The 16,403-nt window shown below is 34.4% G+C and carries 18 protein-coding genes; 1 reads left to right on the forward strand and 17 read right to left on the reverse strand.

The window, feature by feature from the left end; all coding sequences use genetic code 11:
* Window positions 1-73: 73 nt before the first annotated feature.
* The 17 genes from glyS to rpsU form a co-directional block, all read right to left on the reverse strand.
* Window positions 74-2,143: a glycine--tRNA ligase subunit beta gene (gene glyS, locus AC3ASS_RS05810; protein ID WP_488282571.1), complete on the reverse strand. Its 2,070-nt coding sequence runs from the start codon at window positions 2,141-2,143 to the stop codon at window positions 74-76.
* The gene (glyQ, locus tag AC3ASS_RS05815) at window positions 2,136-3,026 is read right to left on the reverse strand and encodes a glycine--tRNA ligase subunit alpha (RefSeq protein WP_488282572.1); all 891 of its coding nucleotides are present in this window, start codon (window positions 3,024-3,026) and stop codon (window positions 2,136-2,138) included. The genes glyS and glyQ overlap by 8 nt, the downstream gene beginning before the upstream one ends.
* Window positions 3,027-3,310: 284 nt before the next feature.
* Window positions 3,311-4,069 (reverse strand): DNA repair protein RecO, encoded by a 759-nt coding sequence (gene recO / locus AC3ASS_RS05820; RefSeq protein WP_488282573.1) that lies wholly within the window; start codon window positions 4,067-4,069, stop codon window positions 3,311-3,313.
* 31 nt (window positions 4,070-4,100) lie between these two features.
* Window positions 4,101-4,244: a YqzL family protein gene (locus AC3ASS_RS05825; RefSeq protein ID WP_488282590.1), complete on the reverse strand. Its 144-nt coding sequence runs from the start codon at window positions 4,242-4,244 to the stop codon at window positions 4,101-4,103.
* A gap of 98 nt (window positions 4,245-4,342) precedes the next feature.
* Entirely contained in the window at window positions 4,343-5,251 is a 909-nt protein-coding gene (gene era / locus AC3ASS_RS05830; RefSeq protein ID WP_488282574.1) for a GTPase Era, read from the reverse strand.
* A complete protein-coding gene (locus AC3ASS_RS05835; RefSeq protein WP_488282575.1) occupies window positions 5,244-5,642 on the reverse strand; it encodes a cytidine deaminase in 399 nt (132 codons plus the stop codon). The genes era and AC3ASS_RS05835 overlap by 8 nt, the downstream gene beginning before the upstream one ends.
* Before the next feature lie 144 nt (window positions 5,643-5,786).
* A complete protein-coding gene (locus tag AC3ASS_RS05840) occupies window positions 5,787-6,161 on the reverse strand; it encodes a diacylglycerol kinase family protein (RefSeq protein ID WP_488282576.1) in 375 nt (124 codons plus the stop codon).
* Between the two features lie 8 nt (window positions 6,162-6,169).
* The gene (ybeY, locus tag AC3ASS_RS05845; protein ID WP_488282577.1) at window positions 6,170-6,640 is read right to left on the reverse strand and encodes an rRNA maturation RNase YbeY; all 471 of its coding nucleotides are present in this window, start codon (window positions 6,638-6,640) and stop codon (window positions 6,170-6,172) included.
* Between the two features lie 2 nt (window positions 6,641-6,642).
* Window positions 6,643-8,820 carry an HD family phosphohydrolase gene (locus AC3ASS_RS05850; protein ID WP_488282578.1) on the reverse strand — a complete coding sequence of 726 codons (2,178 nt, stop codon included), beginning with the start codon at window positions 8,818-8,820 and terminating at the stop codon, window positions 6,643-6,645.
* 136 nt (window positions 8,821-8,956) lie between these two features.
* Complete coding sequence (locus AC3ASS_RS05855; RefSeq protein WP_488282579.1) at window positions 8,957-9,922, reverse strand: PhoH family protein; 966 nt, start codon at window positions 9,920-9,922, stop codon at window positions 8,957-8,959.
* 3 nt (window positions 9,923-9,925) lie between these two features.
* Window positions 9,926-11,113: a sporulation protein YqfD gene (gene yqfD, locus AC3ASS_RS05860; RefSeq protein ID WP_488282580.1), complete on the reverse strand. Its 1,188-nt coding sequence runs from the start codon at window positions 11,111-11,113 to the stop codon at window positions 9,926-9,928.
* A 76-nt stretch (window positions 11,114-11,189) separates the two neighbouring features.
* Entirely contained in the window at window positions 11,190-11,474 is a 285-nt protein-coding gene (gene yqfC / locus AC3ASS_RS05865) for a sporulation protein YqfC (protein ID WP_488282581.1), read from the reverse strand.
* Between the two features lie 66 nt (window positions 11,475-11,540).
* Window positions 11,541-11,924, reverse strand: a complete 384-nt coding sequence (locus AC3ASS_RS05870; RefSeq protein WP_488282582.1) for a hypothetical protein — start codon at window positions 11,922-11,924, stop codon at window positions 11,541-11,543.
* Between the two features lie 32 nt (window positions 11,925-11,956).
* Window positions 11,957-12,952, reverse strand: coding sequence for a flotillin-like protein FloA (floA, locus tag AC3ASS_RS05875; protein ID WP_488282583.1), 996 nt, complete (start codon window positions 12,950-12,952; stop codon window positions 11,957-11,959).
* Window positions 12,953-12,968: 16 nt separating this feature from the next.
* The gene (locus tag AC3ASS_RS05880; protein ID WP_488282584.1) at window positions 12,969-14,285 is read right to left on the reverse strand and encodes an NfeD family protein; all 1,317 of its coding nucleotides are present in this window, start codon (window positions 14,283-14,285) and stop codon (window positions 12,969-12,971) included.
* Between the two features lie 153 nt (window positions 14,286-14,438).
* Window positions 14,439-14,882, reverse strand: a complete 444-nt coding sequence (locus tag AC3ASS_RS05885) for a GatB/YqeY domain-containing protein (protein WP_488282585.1) — start codon at window positions 14,880-14,882, stop codon at window positions 14,439-14,441.
* 12 nt (window positions 14,883-14,894) lie between these two features.
* Window positions 14,895-15,068, reverse strand: a complete 174-nt coding sequence (gene rpsU, locus AC3ASS_RS05890) for a 30S ribosomal protein S21 (RefSeq protein ID WP_488282586.1) — start codon at window positions 15,066-15,068, stop codon at window positions 14,895-14,897.
* Between the two features lie 149 nt (window positions 15,069-15,217).
* On the opposite strand from rpsU, the gene AC3ASS_RS05895 reads away from it, so the two are divergent.
* Entirely contained in the window at window positions 15,218-16,147 is a 930-nt protein-coding gene (locus AC3ASS_RS05895; RefSeq protein WP_488282591.1) for a Na/Pi symporter, read from the forward strand.
* The last annotated feature ends 256 nt before the right edge of the window (window positions 16,148-16,403 follow it).

Here is a 16,403-nt window from a genome sequence, read left to right on the forward strand (position 1 = left end):
TATTATATACTATTTCAAAAAAATAGCGATGAAAAAGTCTTCACTATAAGAAGGCGGAGCAGTAAGTTCCGCCTTATTTCACAATTATTTCGTTAAATTTGGCAAACTGTAAAAATAGTTGAGCTAACTCTTTCATAAAAGACAAGCGATTATTTCTCACTTTCTCATCTTCGGCCATTACCATTGTATGATCAAAATAAAGGTTAATAATAGATTTTAATTCAACCATCTCTGAGAAACGCTGATGTTCATCTGTTATGTCCTTTAAGCGATTAGCCATTGTTTGATATTTTTCGAATAAAGTATGTTCATACTCATTTTCAAACAATTCCGGCTGTACCTCCACAATAGTAGATGCTTTTTGCGATATATTGATCACACGACTTAATGCTTCTACATCCTCTTTAAAATTAGGTCGATCTTTTTCTTTTTGTAATACATCAGCACGATTAATAACAGAAGATGGATTGGATATTGGTGCTGCCAATACAGCATCTATTAAATCGTGGCGAATGTCTCTTTCTTGTAAAATATATTTAAAACGTAGTTTTATAAAAGATAACAGTTGCTCTTTCAATTCATTCATATTTTGCTTTGCATTTATAGAAACTATGTTAATTGCTTTATCTAAAACTTTTTCAAGATCTATATTCCAACCGTTATCGATCATAATTTGAACAATGCCAAGTGTTTGTCTTCTTAAAGCGTAAGGATCTTGTGAGCCACTAGGGATGTTGCCAATGGCAAAAAATGAAACAAGAGTATCTAATTTATCAGCAATGCTAACGACTGCTCCAATTTCTGACGTTGGTAAATCATCATCTGCATGTCTTGGCATATAATGCTCTCTTATTCCTTTGGCAACATCTGCGTTTTCTCCATGTTTTAATGCATATTTTTCTCCCATATACCCTTGTAGTTCAGGGAACTCATATACCATTTGAGTGACTAAATCAAATTTGCAAATTTCAGCCGTCCTTAAAGCGTTTTTCATTGTTTTTTCATCAACTTGTAATTCTTGGCAAATAAATTCAGTAAGTGACTTGATGCGATTGGTTTTGTCCTCAAAAGTCCCTAATTCCTCATGGTAAACGACTCTTTTTAGTTTGTTCATCGCCATCTCAATGGAAAGCTTTAAATCCTCTTCGTAGAAAAATACTGCATCTTGTAATCGGGCATGTAGTACTTTTTCATTTCCTTTTTGAACGATCTCAATGTTACGATGATCTCCGTTTCTAACAGTTACAAAATGAGGCAAAAGTTTACCTTCTTTATTTTTTACAGGGAAATATCGTTGATGTTCTTTCATAGAAGTAATTAATACTTCTTCTGGTAGTTGAAGAAATTCTTCCTTAAATCCTCCAGATAAAACCGTCGGATATTCTACTAAGTTATTTACTTCTTCTAACAATTGTTCATCAACAGGAATTTCCCATTTCTGATCACTAGCTAAATAAGATAATTGACTTAAAATCGCTTCTTTTCTTCGATTAGAATCTGCTAAAACGTATTGCCCAAGTAATTGATTTTCATAATCTTTCGCATGGGTCAATGATATTTTTTCCCCAAGAAAACGATGACCGTACGTTTCGTTTCCACTGTTAACATTTGCAACTGTTACCGGTATCACTTCTTCCCCATAGAGAACGACTAGCCATTTAATTGGACGTACATATCGTATATCTAAGTTTGACCATCTCATATTTTTAGGAAAACTTAATGATAAAATGATTTCTTCCAAATTTTCTTGTAAAATATCAACCGTTTTTCGCCCTTGGATGAATTTTTTTACAAACGCATATTCAATTCCTTTAATCTCTTTAAAATAAATATCATCAACATTTTTACCATTGCTCTTAGAGAAACCGATTGCTGCTTTTGACCAATTTCCATCTTGATCTAGGGCGATTTTTTTAGCTGGGCCTTTCATTTCTTCTTCTTTATCCGGTTGCGTTTCATGAACATTTGCTATGAGAACTGCTAATCTTCTAGGAGTGGAAAAAGGTTTAATCGTTTCATAACTGATGTTCATTTCATCTAACCAATTTTTCATTTTTTCCGCGAATTGTTCCATCGAAGATTTGACGAAACGTGCAGGCATTTCTTCTAAACCGATTTCAATTAATAAGTCTCGTTTACTCACGTTCGGTCACCTCTTTATTTTTCAAGATCGGAAATCCTAATTTTTCCCGTTCTTCATAAAATGTTTTTGCCACTTTTCTCGCTAAATTTCTACATCTTGAGATATAACCAGTACGTTCGGTTACAGATATTGCACCTTTCGCATCTAGTAAGTTAAAGACATGAGAACATTTTAATACATAGTCATATGCAGGATGAACAAGTCCTTCATCCATTTGTCGATGAGCTTCTTTTTCAAACATATTAAACAGTTGAAACAACATTTCTGTATTGCTCGTTTCAAACGTATATTTAGAATGCTCAAATTCCGGTTGACCAAAAATATCACGGTATGTAAATCCATCTGTCCACTCTAAATCAAAAACATTATCTTTATCTTGAATGTAAGAAGCAAGTCTTTCGATTCCATAGGTGATTTCTACTGAAACTGGTTTACACTCTAATCCACCTACTTGTTGAAAATATGTAAATTGAGTAATCTCCATTCCATCGAGCCAAACTTCCCAACCTAATCCGGCACAACCTAAAGACGGATTTTCCCAATTATCTTCAACAAAACGTATATCATGCTCTAGTGGATCGATTCCTAATGCTTTTAATGACTCTAAGTAAATTTCTTGAATGTTGTCCGGAGAAGGTTTCATGATTACTTGAAATTGATGATGCTGATAAAGACGATTTGGATTTTCCCCATATCGACCATCCGCTGGTCTTCTTGAAGGTTCCACATAGGCAACGTTCCATGGTTCCGGTCCGATGGCACGTAAAAATGTATATGGACTCATAGTCCCTGCTCCTTTTTCTACATCATAAGCGTTCATTAAAATACATCCATGATTTGACCAATGCTTTTGTAATGTAATGATCATATTTTGAATATTCATATCGGCACCTCCATATTTTAGAGAAAATTTTGTCAAACAATAAAACTCTCGTCTCTATGCACATTCCATGCATAGGGACGAGAGTAATCCCGCGGTTCCACCCTATTTGCTGAATCGTTCAGCCACCTTCATCGTTCATTGCTCCGGAACGCCTTCCTTATGTCTCTATAACCTAGCTCGCACCATCCTAGGTTCGCTTTTATAGAGGGTCATAAGTACTCCTTTCCTTCTTTGCAACCAGTATGTAATTTTATTTAGTATCATATCTAAACGATTGGTGAATGTCAATCATTTTGAGGAAAGTGCAGTTTTTCTAATTGGGTAAGAAATTTCTTTGTTTTTAATTGTAGACCAGAATATTCTTCGTAATACGCATCGATCACTTTTTTTATCTCTCTTTTTGTTTCATCTTTTACATTGATAGAACCTAAACGATGAATATCTATGTAATAAAATAGCCTCAAAAGTCTAGCAACAGACGGAGAAATTTTCAAATGATGCGGATCGTTATGGATGCAGCGATGACAGATAAAACCGCCTTCTTTAATGGAAAAGGCAAATGTTCCTTCCGTTTCTTTACAGATGGCACATCCATCCAAAATGGGGTATAAACCAAATGAATGTAACAATTTCATTTCGTAAATATTCGTTAATACTTGTGGATCTAACCCCTCATCCATATACGTTAATGTTTGAATCAGTAATTCAAATAAATATGGATTTCGTTTTCTCTCCTCCGTTGCCTTATCCGTTAATTCAACTAAATAAGACGCATAGGCTGTTAAAAATATATCTTGTTTTAAGGATTTTAATGGGTGTATGATTTCCCCTTGCTGCAACGAACCTAATCCGCTTCCAAGCATAACTAAAAAATGGCCGTATGTTAGGGGCTGTGACACGGAAGCTAGTCTACTATTCGGCTTTTTTGCTCCCCTTGCCATAGCCCCAATTTTGCCATTTTCTCGAGTAAAAATCACTACAATTTTATTGGATTCACCATAGTCCGTTGTCCTTAAAACAAGGCCTTCTATCTTTTGTAACATCACGTCACCTCAATTAAGGCCAGAAGAACGATTAGGACATGGGATATTCATTACTTACTAGTTCATCCTCTTCATTTCCAGGTGTTTCTTCCATTTCGTTCTTAATCTCCCTATAAAGAAGATATGTGTCAATGTTGCCAGTTTTTGAAAATACTTTCCAAGTGAAGTCTAGCATGGAAAATACCACCTTTCGATTATTCACCTAGCATGAAACTCCCAAGCCATATCTTTATTTTGACCAATCATTTTCGTAACATGTTAGAGAAAAATTGGTTAATATTCATCTTCTCGGAAACCATAGTCTCTTAATTGTGAAATTTTATTGCGCCAATCTTTTTGAACTTTCACCCATAGTTCCAAAAATACTTTAGAACCTAATAAATGTTCAATATCGATTCGCGCTCGTTTTCCAACTTCTTTTAAAAGAGCCCCTCTCTTTCCAATCACGATTCCTTTTTGAGAATCTCTTTCTACAATAATAGTAGCAAGTACATGAACTAAATCTTTTTTATGATCTCGCTCAATTTTATCGATGACTACTGCAATGGAATGTGGAATTTCTTCATGAGTTAAATGAAGAACCTTTTCACGAATTAATTCGGAAATGATGAAACGCTCCGGGTGATCAGTTATTTGATCTTCCGGATAATATTGTGGTCCTTCTGGTAAGTATTTTTTGATCGTATTTAATAACTGATCTACGTTGTTTCCTTGTAAGGCAGAGATTGGAACAATTTCTGCAAACGGATATCGGTTTTTATATTCGTCAATAAAATTTAACAATTCATCTGGGTGAATTAAATCGATTTTATTGATGACTAAAAATACAGGCGTTTTTACACTTTCGAGTTTTTCAATAATGTATTTTTCACCAGGGCCAAATTTTTCTGATGCGTTTACCATAAATAAAATAATATCTACTTCTTTTAATGTATTTTGAGCCACTTTCATCATAAAATCGCCCAATTTATGTTTCGGTTTATGAATGCCTGGTGTGTCAATAAATATCATCTGTGCGTCTTCCATCGTTAAAACGCCTTGAATTTTATTTCTCGTTGTTTGCGGTTTATCACTCATAATGGCAATTTTTTGGCCGATGACATAATTTAAAAAAGTTGATTTTCCTACATTTGGTCTACCAATGATTGAAATAAAGCCAGATTTGTATTCTATCTTATTCATGTAAATCCTCCGATGAAAATGCTCCTGGTAATAGTTCTGCGACAGTTGTTTCAAAAATTTCCCCTTTTAAATTCGTTAAAATAACTTTCATATCTTTCGGACAAAGTTCGGAAATAACTTGTCTACAAGATCCGCAAGGTGAACATGGTCGATCTGTATCAGCAATTACTGCTAACATTTGAAACTTCGTATCACCCTCAGAAACCGCTTTAAACAAAGCCGTACGTTCTGCACAATTGGTAACACTATAAGCCGCGTTTTCTATATTACAACCTCTATAGACTTTTCCATCTTCTGTTAATAAAGCAGCACCTACGCGAAATTTCGAATAAGGTACATATGCTCGTTCTCTTGCACGTTTTGCTTCTTCAATCAATTGTTCTACGTTCATCTCTATCTTCCTTTCTATAAACGTAAATGCTACCTCTATTTTACATGATTTAGTAGTTGTTTTCATCTACTGAAAGGAAAAAGCTGCCTAGTTAAAGGCAACTTTACTATTTATGTTATGTACTAGTATGATAAAATGTTCGTTTCAAAAACCTTTAAAAAATTGAAAGTTTGATGCAATTTTTGGCAAAAAGATCATCATTCCAATTATCGCAGAAATAATGGAAAAAATTAAGACTGAAGCAGCCGCAATATCTTTCGCTTGTTTCGCCAATGGATGATAATCTTTTGTCACCAAATCAACTGTTCGTTCAATGGCGGTATTCATTAATTCCAATGCAAACATTCCACCAATTAGTAACAGAACAATGAACCATTCCATTTTTGATATATGCAATCGAATGGATAGGGCAATGACAAGGATGGCGCTTACACAATGAATCCTCAAATTTTGCTCCGTTTTAAATGCTTGAAGGAACCCATAAAAAGCATATTTAAACGAATGTAAAAGTCTTTTCATCTAGATCCCTATCTTTTTAATCCGAATTTTTCAAGGATTTTCTCTTGCTTTTCAATCATTTCCTTTTCGTCCTCTTTTGTTTCATGGTCATAGCCTAGTAAATGTAAAAAGCCATGCACGGTTAGAAATCCTATTTCTCTTTCAAATGAATGACCATATTCTTTCGCTTGTTCTTTTGCCTTTGGAATAGAGATGATAATATCTCCTAATACTCGAGGAAGATTTTCACCAACGATTTCAACTTCATCTTCCCCCATTTCTTCTAATGCAAAAGAAATGACATCAGTTGGTGCATCTTTTCCCCTATATTCGCGATTGATTTGTTGAATGGTTTCGTTATCAACAAACGTGATCGAAAGTTCAGCCTTATCAATAACGTTTTCTTCTTTTGCCGCTATGGAAAGGAGATTATTTATCATTTCCATCTGCTTTTCTGTCAATTCATTTGTTTCATCGATGAAATCAATCTCAAGTGGCATTGTTAACTCTCCTTCTTGTTTAATTCTGGATATTCAATACGATTATGGAATATTCCGTTAAGTGTATTACATAACGTTTGAGCAATCGTTTGAATTTCTTTAAACGTTAAATCACATTCAGAAAATTGTCCATCATGAATGCGATCATTAATAATCGCATGAACGATTTTTTCGATTTGCTCCAGTGTCGGGTTGTTCATGGAGCGTACAGCAGCCTCAACGCTATCAGCTATCCCAATGATTGCAGCTTCTTTTGTTTGCGGTTTCGGTCCGGGATATCGAAAATCATCTTCATTCACTTCTTTTCCAGATTCAACAGCTTTATGATAAAAATATTTTAATAATGTGGTACCATGATGCTGCTCCGCAATGTCCACGATTTCTTTTGGCATTTTATTTTCTCTTAACATTTGTGCTCCATCGACGGCATGAGCAACGATAATGTTCTTACTTGTTTCCGGCGGAAGGTCGTCGTGTGGATTATAATGATTCATTTGATTTTCGATAAAATATTTTGGTCTTTTCGTCTTACCAATATCATGATAATAACAACCAACTCTAGCTAGTAAACCATTGGCACCGATTGCTTCGCACGCTGATTCAGCTAAATTCGCCACCATCACACTATGATGATAAGTTCCCGGTGCTTCGGTTAATATTTTTTTCAATAGCGGATGGTTAGGATTAGATAGCTCAATAAGTTTCATTGTGGATAAAATTCCAAATCCTGCTTCAAAAAAAGGTAACAATCCTATGGTTAATACAGAGGAACCCAATCCAGAAATGACTGCCAATAAAAAGTGAACTCCATAATCCAAGCCAGATAGATGAGTGTTTCTTAAGAATAATAGTGTTAATAAAACGATCATATTCACTGCCGAAACAATGATTCCCGTTTGTAATATTTTCGCTCTACCATTTTGATTAGATAAAAAGAGTACACCCGCTAATCCACTTATGAGGATATACATTCCGATTGGAAAGTTAAATGTTCCTGTAACATTGTCATTAAACATGATTGTCCCAGATAAGCTTAAAATAATCGCTGTCACAATGGCAAGTCTTTCATGAATTAATATTTTTATTAACATCGTAGCCATTGCAATAGGATATAGATAGTACAACTCTCCGTATGTAGAATCTTTAATGATCGCTAATATTTTCATAATCAAGAGTGAGATGAGAAAAACTGAGGCTAACAACATAAGCTCATGTTTACTTTGACCTTTTTTCTTTATATCTTCGTTAAAATAGTAATACATAAAACTAATGACAATGAGAATAAATAATAACAAACCAATGAATGGAAGATACGTTTGATCGGTTTCAACAAGGCCAACTAACTCTAGTTGGCGATAAATTTCACTTGATATAAGTTGTCCTTCTTCTACAATAATCTGTCCTTGTAAGATTCGTACAGGTTCTACACTTTCATATGTTTGCTTTCTTAATTCTTCTGTTGCCTTCGGGTCATAAAATTCATTTTGAACAACAGCATATCTAGCTAATTCAATCGTTGCATTTTTTAATTCTGATCGTAAACTTGTATATCGGATTGCCTCTTCCACTTTTCGTTTAGCATTTTCAACCTCACTAGCAGGTATTCTTGTGTTCATGACTTGATTAATAGCTGTTACGACAATATCTTTTGCGATTGAGAGTTCTTGTTGTGATGCTTTTAATAATGCTGTTAACGAAACATCAGATAAATCTCTGATGACATCATCCGTTAATTTTTCTTTTAAACTTTCCAATTGTTGTTCAATCGTTGGTTCTTTAAACTGTTCATCTGTTACCTCTTTATCTTGTTGATCTTTCCGGTCTTCAAAAGCTTTCTTACTTTTAACGATATCTTCCTTTACCTCTATGGCAGATTGGAAAATTGTTGTAATTAAATCTACTCGATTTTGCGTATATTCCTTTTTTAGAATAAAAACATCTTGAACTTGACTAACCGCTTGTTGTCGTTTTTTTTCCGTACTTTCCTCATCAATGATCGTAATCGGAGAACGAATGGTTTGTTCAGCCGGTTCTAACTTTTTAATATTCATTTTTTCCGGTTTGACATTGTTATACAATGAAATATACAAAACTACACCTATCATTCCAAAAATGATGAAGTGAAAAAATTTAGCATTAACCATTCGATTGATCCATGTAAAGAAAATTGAATTTCTCATTTTATCCTCCTAGTACAATTCATTGACTAGATAAATTTTTAGATTATGTAAAATGATAACAGTTTTTTATGAAAGTTTCATCCTTTTATTGTAAATATTTATCAAAAAAAGAAAAACAATAAGCAATAAAATATGCTTATTGTTTTTCTTTTTCATATGCATCTATTATTTTCGCCACTAATGGATGTCGGACAACATCCGTTTTTGTTAAATAAACAAATGCAATATTTTTTATGTTCTTTAATATTCGTTCAGCTTGAATTAATCCGGATTCCACCCCTTTAGGTAAGTCGATTTGTGATTGGTCTCCGGTAATAATCATTTTCGAACCAAATCCTAAACGTGTCAAAAACATCTTCATTTGTGCAAGTGTTGTATTTTGCGCCTCATCTAAAATGATAAAAGCATCATCTAACGTACGCCCTCTCATGTATGCAAGCGGCGCAATTTCAATCGTTCCGCGTTCAATTAATCTGACAGTTTGTTCTGCGCCTAATATATCATGTAGAGCATCATATAATGGCCGTAAATAAGGATCTACTTTTTCTTTCAAATCACCAGGTAAAAAACCTAAACTTTCTCCAGCCTCTACTGCTGGTCTTGTTAAGATGATTTTATTAACTTTTCCATTTTTTAATGCTTGAACAGCTAGGACAACAGCTAAATACGTTTTTCCCGTTCCTGCTGGTCCAATTCCAAATACTAAATCATTATTCTTTATGGCTTCAACATAATCTCTTTGACCTAAAGTTTTGACACGGACAGATTTTCCTTTAGCGTTTTTGATAATCTCCTGATCATAAAGTTCATGAAAATAATGAATAGTGCCTTTATTTGCCATTTGAATGGCATACATAACATCTTTTGAACTTATATTGATCCCTTTATGAATAATTTGGAGCAATTCTCGAATAATATTGGCAGCAAGTTGGACATTTTCCTCCTTGCCAGTAATACGAATGACCTCACCTCCACGGGTGTGCAATTGAACATGCAATTCGCTTTCAAGTAATTTCATATGTTCATCCGATATTCCAAATAATTGGATTGGGTCATCTAAATGTTCAATTGGTAAATCAATGGTCATCATCTGTTGCGACATTCCTCAATCTCCTTGAATAATTGGTTGGCCAACGGCTATATTCTCTATTACTTTATAATATACCGTTAGTTTTAGTTTACCATTTTCAATCTTTTCTGGTCTAACATTTTCTTCTAAAATTTTTGCATCTTTTGGTAAAATTCGAAGCAAATCATTTTTTGCCATTGTTTTTGCTTCCGTAAGTGCTTCCTCTTTTGTAAACACTCTCATACTGGAGTCTTTTTCTTTAATCGTAACCTTTTCATAAGAAATCGGCAACGTCCATTTTAAAAACTTAACTTTTTTCTCATCCTTTTCTATTTTCTTTTCCTTAAATGAGTCGCTACCAAATCCCCAAATAGGTAAAGAATATCCAAACAATCGAAGATAATGTTTGGTCTTTTCATTACCAGTTAATGTAGAAAATTCTGATTGAAGTGGAAGTTCCACATCCGTACGATACCACGTTTGTCCCCATACTTCCCCTTCAGCAGCGATCATTTGCGAGTTCTCTCCCTCACCTATTAGACCTGAAACAAGCAATTGACCCTTTTGTACAAAATCATGTCTTTCTACTTGAGGTTGTCCTTTTTTAATAAATGTTCGAACGATAATTGCTTTTTTACTAGCCACTAAATGTTGCGGTGGAAGTTCTTGCTCTTTTTTTGGTTCTTGTTTTTCAACCACTTGAAAATGATAGGCAGTTCCATTTAATTCGACCCCAACCCATGTGATTTCATTAATTTTATTTGTTATTTTTCGTTGAATGGTCTCTGGGTCATCTACGAAAAATTGCAATTGTCCAACTTTTACTCCCATTTTCTTTAATTCTTCGGAAATTTTATACTCAGTTTCAGGAGTTGCACCGTCAATTTCAATTTGCCAAATCATATTCGATAGCAATAGAATGGTAAATAAAAATAAACAAGCTCCTAAGAAAAACCCAAAATTTTTTAAAACTCGCTTCTTCCAAAAAGGAGCACCTTTTCGATCAAGAAAAGTTATTTTTACTTGGTGGTGCCTAACAATTCCCCGCACATTTGGTACATCTTTTAATAACATATAAAAAGCAATCGTTGAGGTGCCTAATTGTCGAACATCCCAAATAGTCACATTTTCTCTAGTTAAATGATTGATAAACCGTTCTAATCCCTTTCCGGATATTTTTACTCTTACACTGCCGGTAATAGAATTCACCCAATGATTCTTCATTCCAGACCTCCAACTAAGCTTGTACTCTTTTTGCACATCTTTCGATCACATGTACGATTTAAAATGAAAGAAGGGATTACCCTTGGATGAAACGAACTTCATCAATTTTCCCTTCAAGTAATATTTCTTCTGGTAAAATCGTCTTTATTACAAACGACTTCCCTTTTACTAATAATTGTCCTTGTTTTAATAACAATCGGATTTCCCGATCAGAAAATGCAAGCAAACCTTTATGATTTTCAATATATATATGTATTTGTCCAATCATCGTAATACGGGGTAAATCCATCATGACATCTTCTGGGAGATCTAATTGTTGTGTCATCCAGCTTCGAATTCTTTGTCCCCATTTTCTTGCCATAAAAGAACCCCCTTTCATCTCATATTTATGAGTATGAAAGGGGGAATAGCACTTTTTTTAAAATTGTTATCGCATAAATTTTTTTGATTTCGGCTCGCTTAAAATTTCTGACCAGATAATACCTTCTATAATATTTTCCTTCTTAAAGTAAACTGGTTGATCTTTTTCTATAGCACGAACCTTTGGTTGGCGGAGTCTGGAAACTTCTTCTCTTTTTTCAATTTGTTTATTTTTGTATTCTTCATAAATATTTTTGTTTTTAGATTCAGTTACCATAGTTGGCTTCGGTTGTGAAGGAGCAATTGATTTTTTAACAACCGGTTTTTCAATCGGTTTAAGCTTTTTAACCGTTTTTTTCTTGGAAGTTTGCTCTTTTGAACCTCCAAAAAAGGAAGATAATGCTCCTATTAGAATAATGATTAACCATGGATTTTCAAATAAAAATTCCAAGAGAGGAACTCTCCCTTCTCAAAATGATTCCACTATTTTTGATCTTCTGGTTTTTGATTTTTACTTAATTTTCCGATGGAATCTCTCATGTCAGTATCAGCAGAAATGTTTTTAATATTCATATAATCCATTACTCCAATATTTCCGCTCTTTAATGCTTCAGCCATTGCAATTGGAACTTGAGCTTCTGCTTCAACAACCTTCGCTCTCATTTCCTGTACTCTCGCTTTCATTTCTTGTTCTTGAGCGACAGCCATTGCACGGCGTTCTTCCGCTTTTGCTTGAGCAATATTTTTATCTGCTTCCGCTTGTTCAATTTGTAATTCCGCCCCAATGTTTTTACCGATATCTACATCAGCAATATCAATGGAAAGAATTTCAAATGCTGTACCAGCATCTAGACCTTTCTTTAATACTGTTTGTGAAATTAAATCAGGATTTTCTAAAACTTTTTTATGATCGTCGGAAGAACCAATTGTACTAACAATCCCTTCCCCTACACGGGCAATAACTGTATCCTCTCCAGCACCACCGACTAAGCGTTCAATATTCGCACGAACAGTAATTCTTGCTTTCGCTTTAACTTCAATCCCATCCATAGCGACACCAGAAATAAATGGTGTTTCAATTACTTTTGGATTTACACTCATTTGAACAGCTTCCAATACATCTCGACCGGCTAAGTCAATAGCTGCACAACGTTCAAACGTTAATTCAATATTTGCCCGTTGAGCAGCAATTAATGCATTTACTACACGGTCAACATTACCACCTGCTAAATAGTGGCTTTCTAATTGATTAATATTTACATTAAGACCAGCTTTTTGAGCTTTAATCAACGGGTTGATCACTCTACTAGGAATAACTCGACGTAGTCTCATCCCAATTAGTGTAAAGATGCTTACTTTAACGCCAGCAGCTAGGGCAGAAATCCAGAGCATGACTGGAACAAATGTTAATAATAAACCGATTAAAATTACCGCTGCTAAAATGATTAGCAGGAAAAAGATATTAATTTCTGTTGGCATTTAATAATCCTCCTTATTATTTTTGAACTTTTCTTACTACAATGCGAGAACCTTCAGCTTTTATAACTTTTATTTCTGAACCTCCAGGAATAAATTCCCCTTCCGAAACAGCATCGATTCTTTCATCATTAATAATTATTGTACCAGAAGGTCGTAAATCAGTCATAGCAATGCCTGTTAATCCAATTAAATCTAAACGTGATTTATTAGAGATATAACCTTTTTCTGTGCTGGTAGAATCCTTCAAAACAATTTTATTAAATATTGTTAGTTTCTTTTTAAACACTTTCATCATGATAATCATTGCAATAATGGCAACTGTAATGGCAACAAAAAGGTAGATCATCATTTGCACAACACTATCACCTGCTAAAACAATAGATAAGAAAATTGATCCTAAACCAAGTAAACCTGCGATTCCACCAGGAAGGACAAATTCAGCACCAATTAAAATAATTCCTATAACAAATAATATAATGGACTCCCATCCTGCCAAGCCAGCAATAAAATGTCCATAGAAAAAGAGCAACAATGAAAATATCCCCATAAATCCTGGTATACCAAAGCCTGGTGAATAAAGTTCTAAAATGAGTCCTAGGCTACCAATGGAAAGTAAAATCGGAACAACAATTGGGTTTGTAATAAATCTAGCAATCTTTTCTGCCAACGTTTCTTCCACTTTTACGACATCTTCTTTGCTATATCCTAATTTGATTAATAATTCATCAAGATTTTGTACAATTCCTTCAGCATATCCAACTTTAATAGCATCATTGGCCGTCAAAGTTAGTAATTTCCCTTTTTCTGCACCTAGCTCAGGTAAATCAATGGACTCATCTGCCATCGCTTTTGCATAAATCGGATCACGATTACTGCTAATCGCAGCACTTTCCATTGCTTTCAACCAATACGATTGTGCCTTTTTATCAGCTGCGTTTCCATCTTGGGTAATGATGGCAGCTGAACCTATGGTGGAGTTAGGGACCATATAAATTTCATCCATATGTAACGAAATAAATGCACCTGCAGATAATGCTTCATTATTGATAAAAGCAACTGTTTTTATATCTGTTCGTGCAAGGAGATTACCAATTTCCCCGGCTGATTGAACCTCTCCACCAGGGGTATCAATTTCAAAAATAATGACTTCTGCACCATTTTCTTCTGCTTCGGAAATGGCACGTTCTAAAAATTGATACAGTCCTTTTTCCACCGTTTCTTTTATTGGTACATGATAGACAGATCCAATCATGCTTTCAGCTGAAACATGCAAGAGAGAAGTAAATGGTAAAAGAAACAAAAAGGCAAAAAATGCAATACGAACTTTTTTCACACCATTCCCCCCTTTCATCATATGTCTTAGCTTACTTTACGTTTAACATTTAGAAATGTTTCATTTTTATACTATTATTTTAACAAGTAGAACAAAATTTTTCTCAATTTATGCAAAAAGGACTGTACGATTTTTACCGTACAGTCCAATTTTTTAACTTAAAAGTTGTTGTACAAGTTTATTAACAAGAGAACCATCCGCTCTCCCTTTTACTTTTGGCATTATGGCAGACATGACTTTACCCATATCCGCTTTCGATTGAGCTCCAACTTCATGAATCGTTTGTTGGATTAATTGTTTTAATTCATCTTCTGAAAGCTGTTTTGGCATGTAATCTTCTAAGAAAATGAGCTCTTGTTTCACTTTATCAGCAAGATCTGTTCGACCAGCTTTTTCGAACTCATGGAGGGAGTCTTTTCTTTGTTTTACTTCACGAGAAAGAACCGTCAATTCTTCATCACTCGATAGTTCTCTGCCAATTTTTATTGCTTCATTTTGTAATGAAGCTTTTATCATCCGAATAACAGAGAGTCTTTCTTTATCCTTGTTCTTCATCGCCTGTTTCATATCTTCATTTAGACGTTCGAGAAGACTCATGAATACACCCTCTTACCACTTGCGTTTTCTTGCAGCTTCAGACTTTTTCTTACGTCTTACACTTGGTTTTTCATAAAATTCGCGTTTTCTTACTTCTTGAAGTGTGCCCGTTTTTGATACTGATCGTTTAAAGCGACGAAGAGCATCTTCAAGAGATTCGTTTTTACGAACGATTGTTTTTGACATCTCTTTCCCTCCCTCCGAACAATAACGCACTACATATGCATGGCAAAATGCCATGTACTAACCAATTATAATATAAAGTACAATTGAAGGTCAACCTTCACTTGGGACATGTTTTTCCATCATCGACCATATACATGAACCATGGGGTGATGGACTTGCTTTCTATTTTTATGTTTGTTCTTTTTATTATTTTATTCTTCGCAGGTATGACCATTTTAAGAATAGGATTATTTAACATATCTGGTGACCGAATGAAGAAATGGTTATCAAAATTAACAGATTCCCCTTTGAAAGGCCTTATCTTAGGAATAATTGTTACGGCCATTTTACAAAGTAGCTCAGCAGTAATGGTAATTACGATTGGTTTAATTGCCGCTGGACAATTGACATTTAAACGTTCCATCGGAATTATTCTCGGGACAAATATTGGGACAACAGTAACTGTGGAATTTTTAGCTTTTAGTACAGATTCATTCATTCTCCCTTTAGTTCTTATTGGTAGTATCTTTTCATTATTTAAACATAGCAAGTACCGAAGTTTAGGTTTTAGTCTTTTTGGTCTAGGCACGATTTTTTTAGCTATGGAAGGATTTAAAAAACTAACCGTTCCTCTATCACAATTACCATTAGTAAAAATGGCTTTAACAGAAATGAATGATCATTTTTTATTTGCCATTATATTAGGTACTGTTGTTACGTCTATTATCCAATCAAGTTCTGCTGCAACTGGAATAGCAATGAGCTTTTTACAAAGTGATATGATTCATTTGCAATCAGCCATTTCATTTATGTTAGGTTCAAATATTGGAACATGTATGACAGCTATTTTAGCAGCAATTGGAAGCGGTATGGAAGCAAGGCTAACATCATATGCACATGTTTGGTTAAATATCATTGGAGTGCTGATTTTTATCCCATTTATATCAATCTTTACTGAATTTATCGAGGTTTTAACTCCAGATCGAGCTCAACAATTAGCACATGCTAGTGTTCTATTCAATGTCATTGTTTCATTCATATTTTTACCGATCGCTAAACCTTTTTCCATTTTTATTGAGAGACTACATAATAGTAAATAATAAACTTTTAATGATGAAAAATATTAAGCATTAGCTTATTGAGTAAAAATCCCCTTAAGTTGTCTGTTCCAAGATTTTACTTTTTAAGTTTTATTCGATAATAAAATGTAAATAACATAATCGAGTAGGAGGGGGTGACTAACCCCCGACCTCTCACACCACCGTACGTACCGTTCGGTATACGGCGGTTCAATTAAGATCATTGACGCAAGTCTTTATAACTTCCGTGAATAGCTGTTCTCTTTATGCCAGTGGT

It is taken from the genome of Bacillus sp. JST-5, from assembly GCF_057747715.1.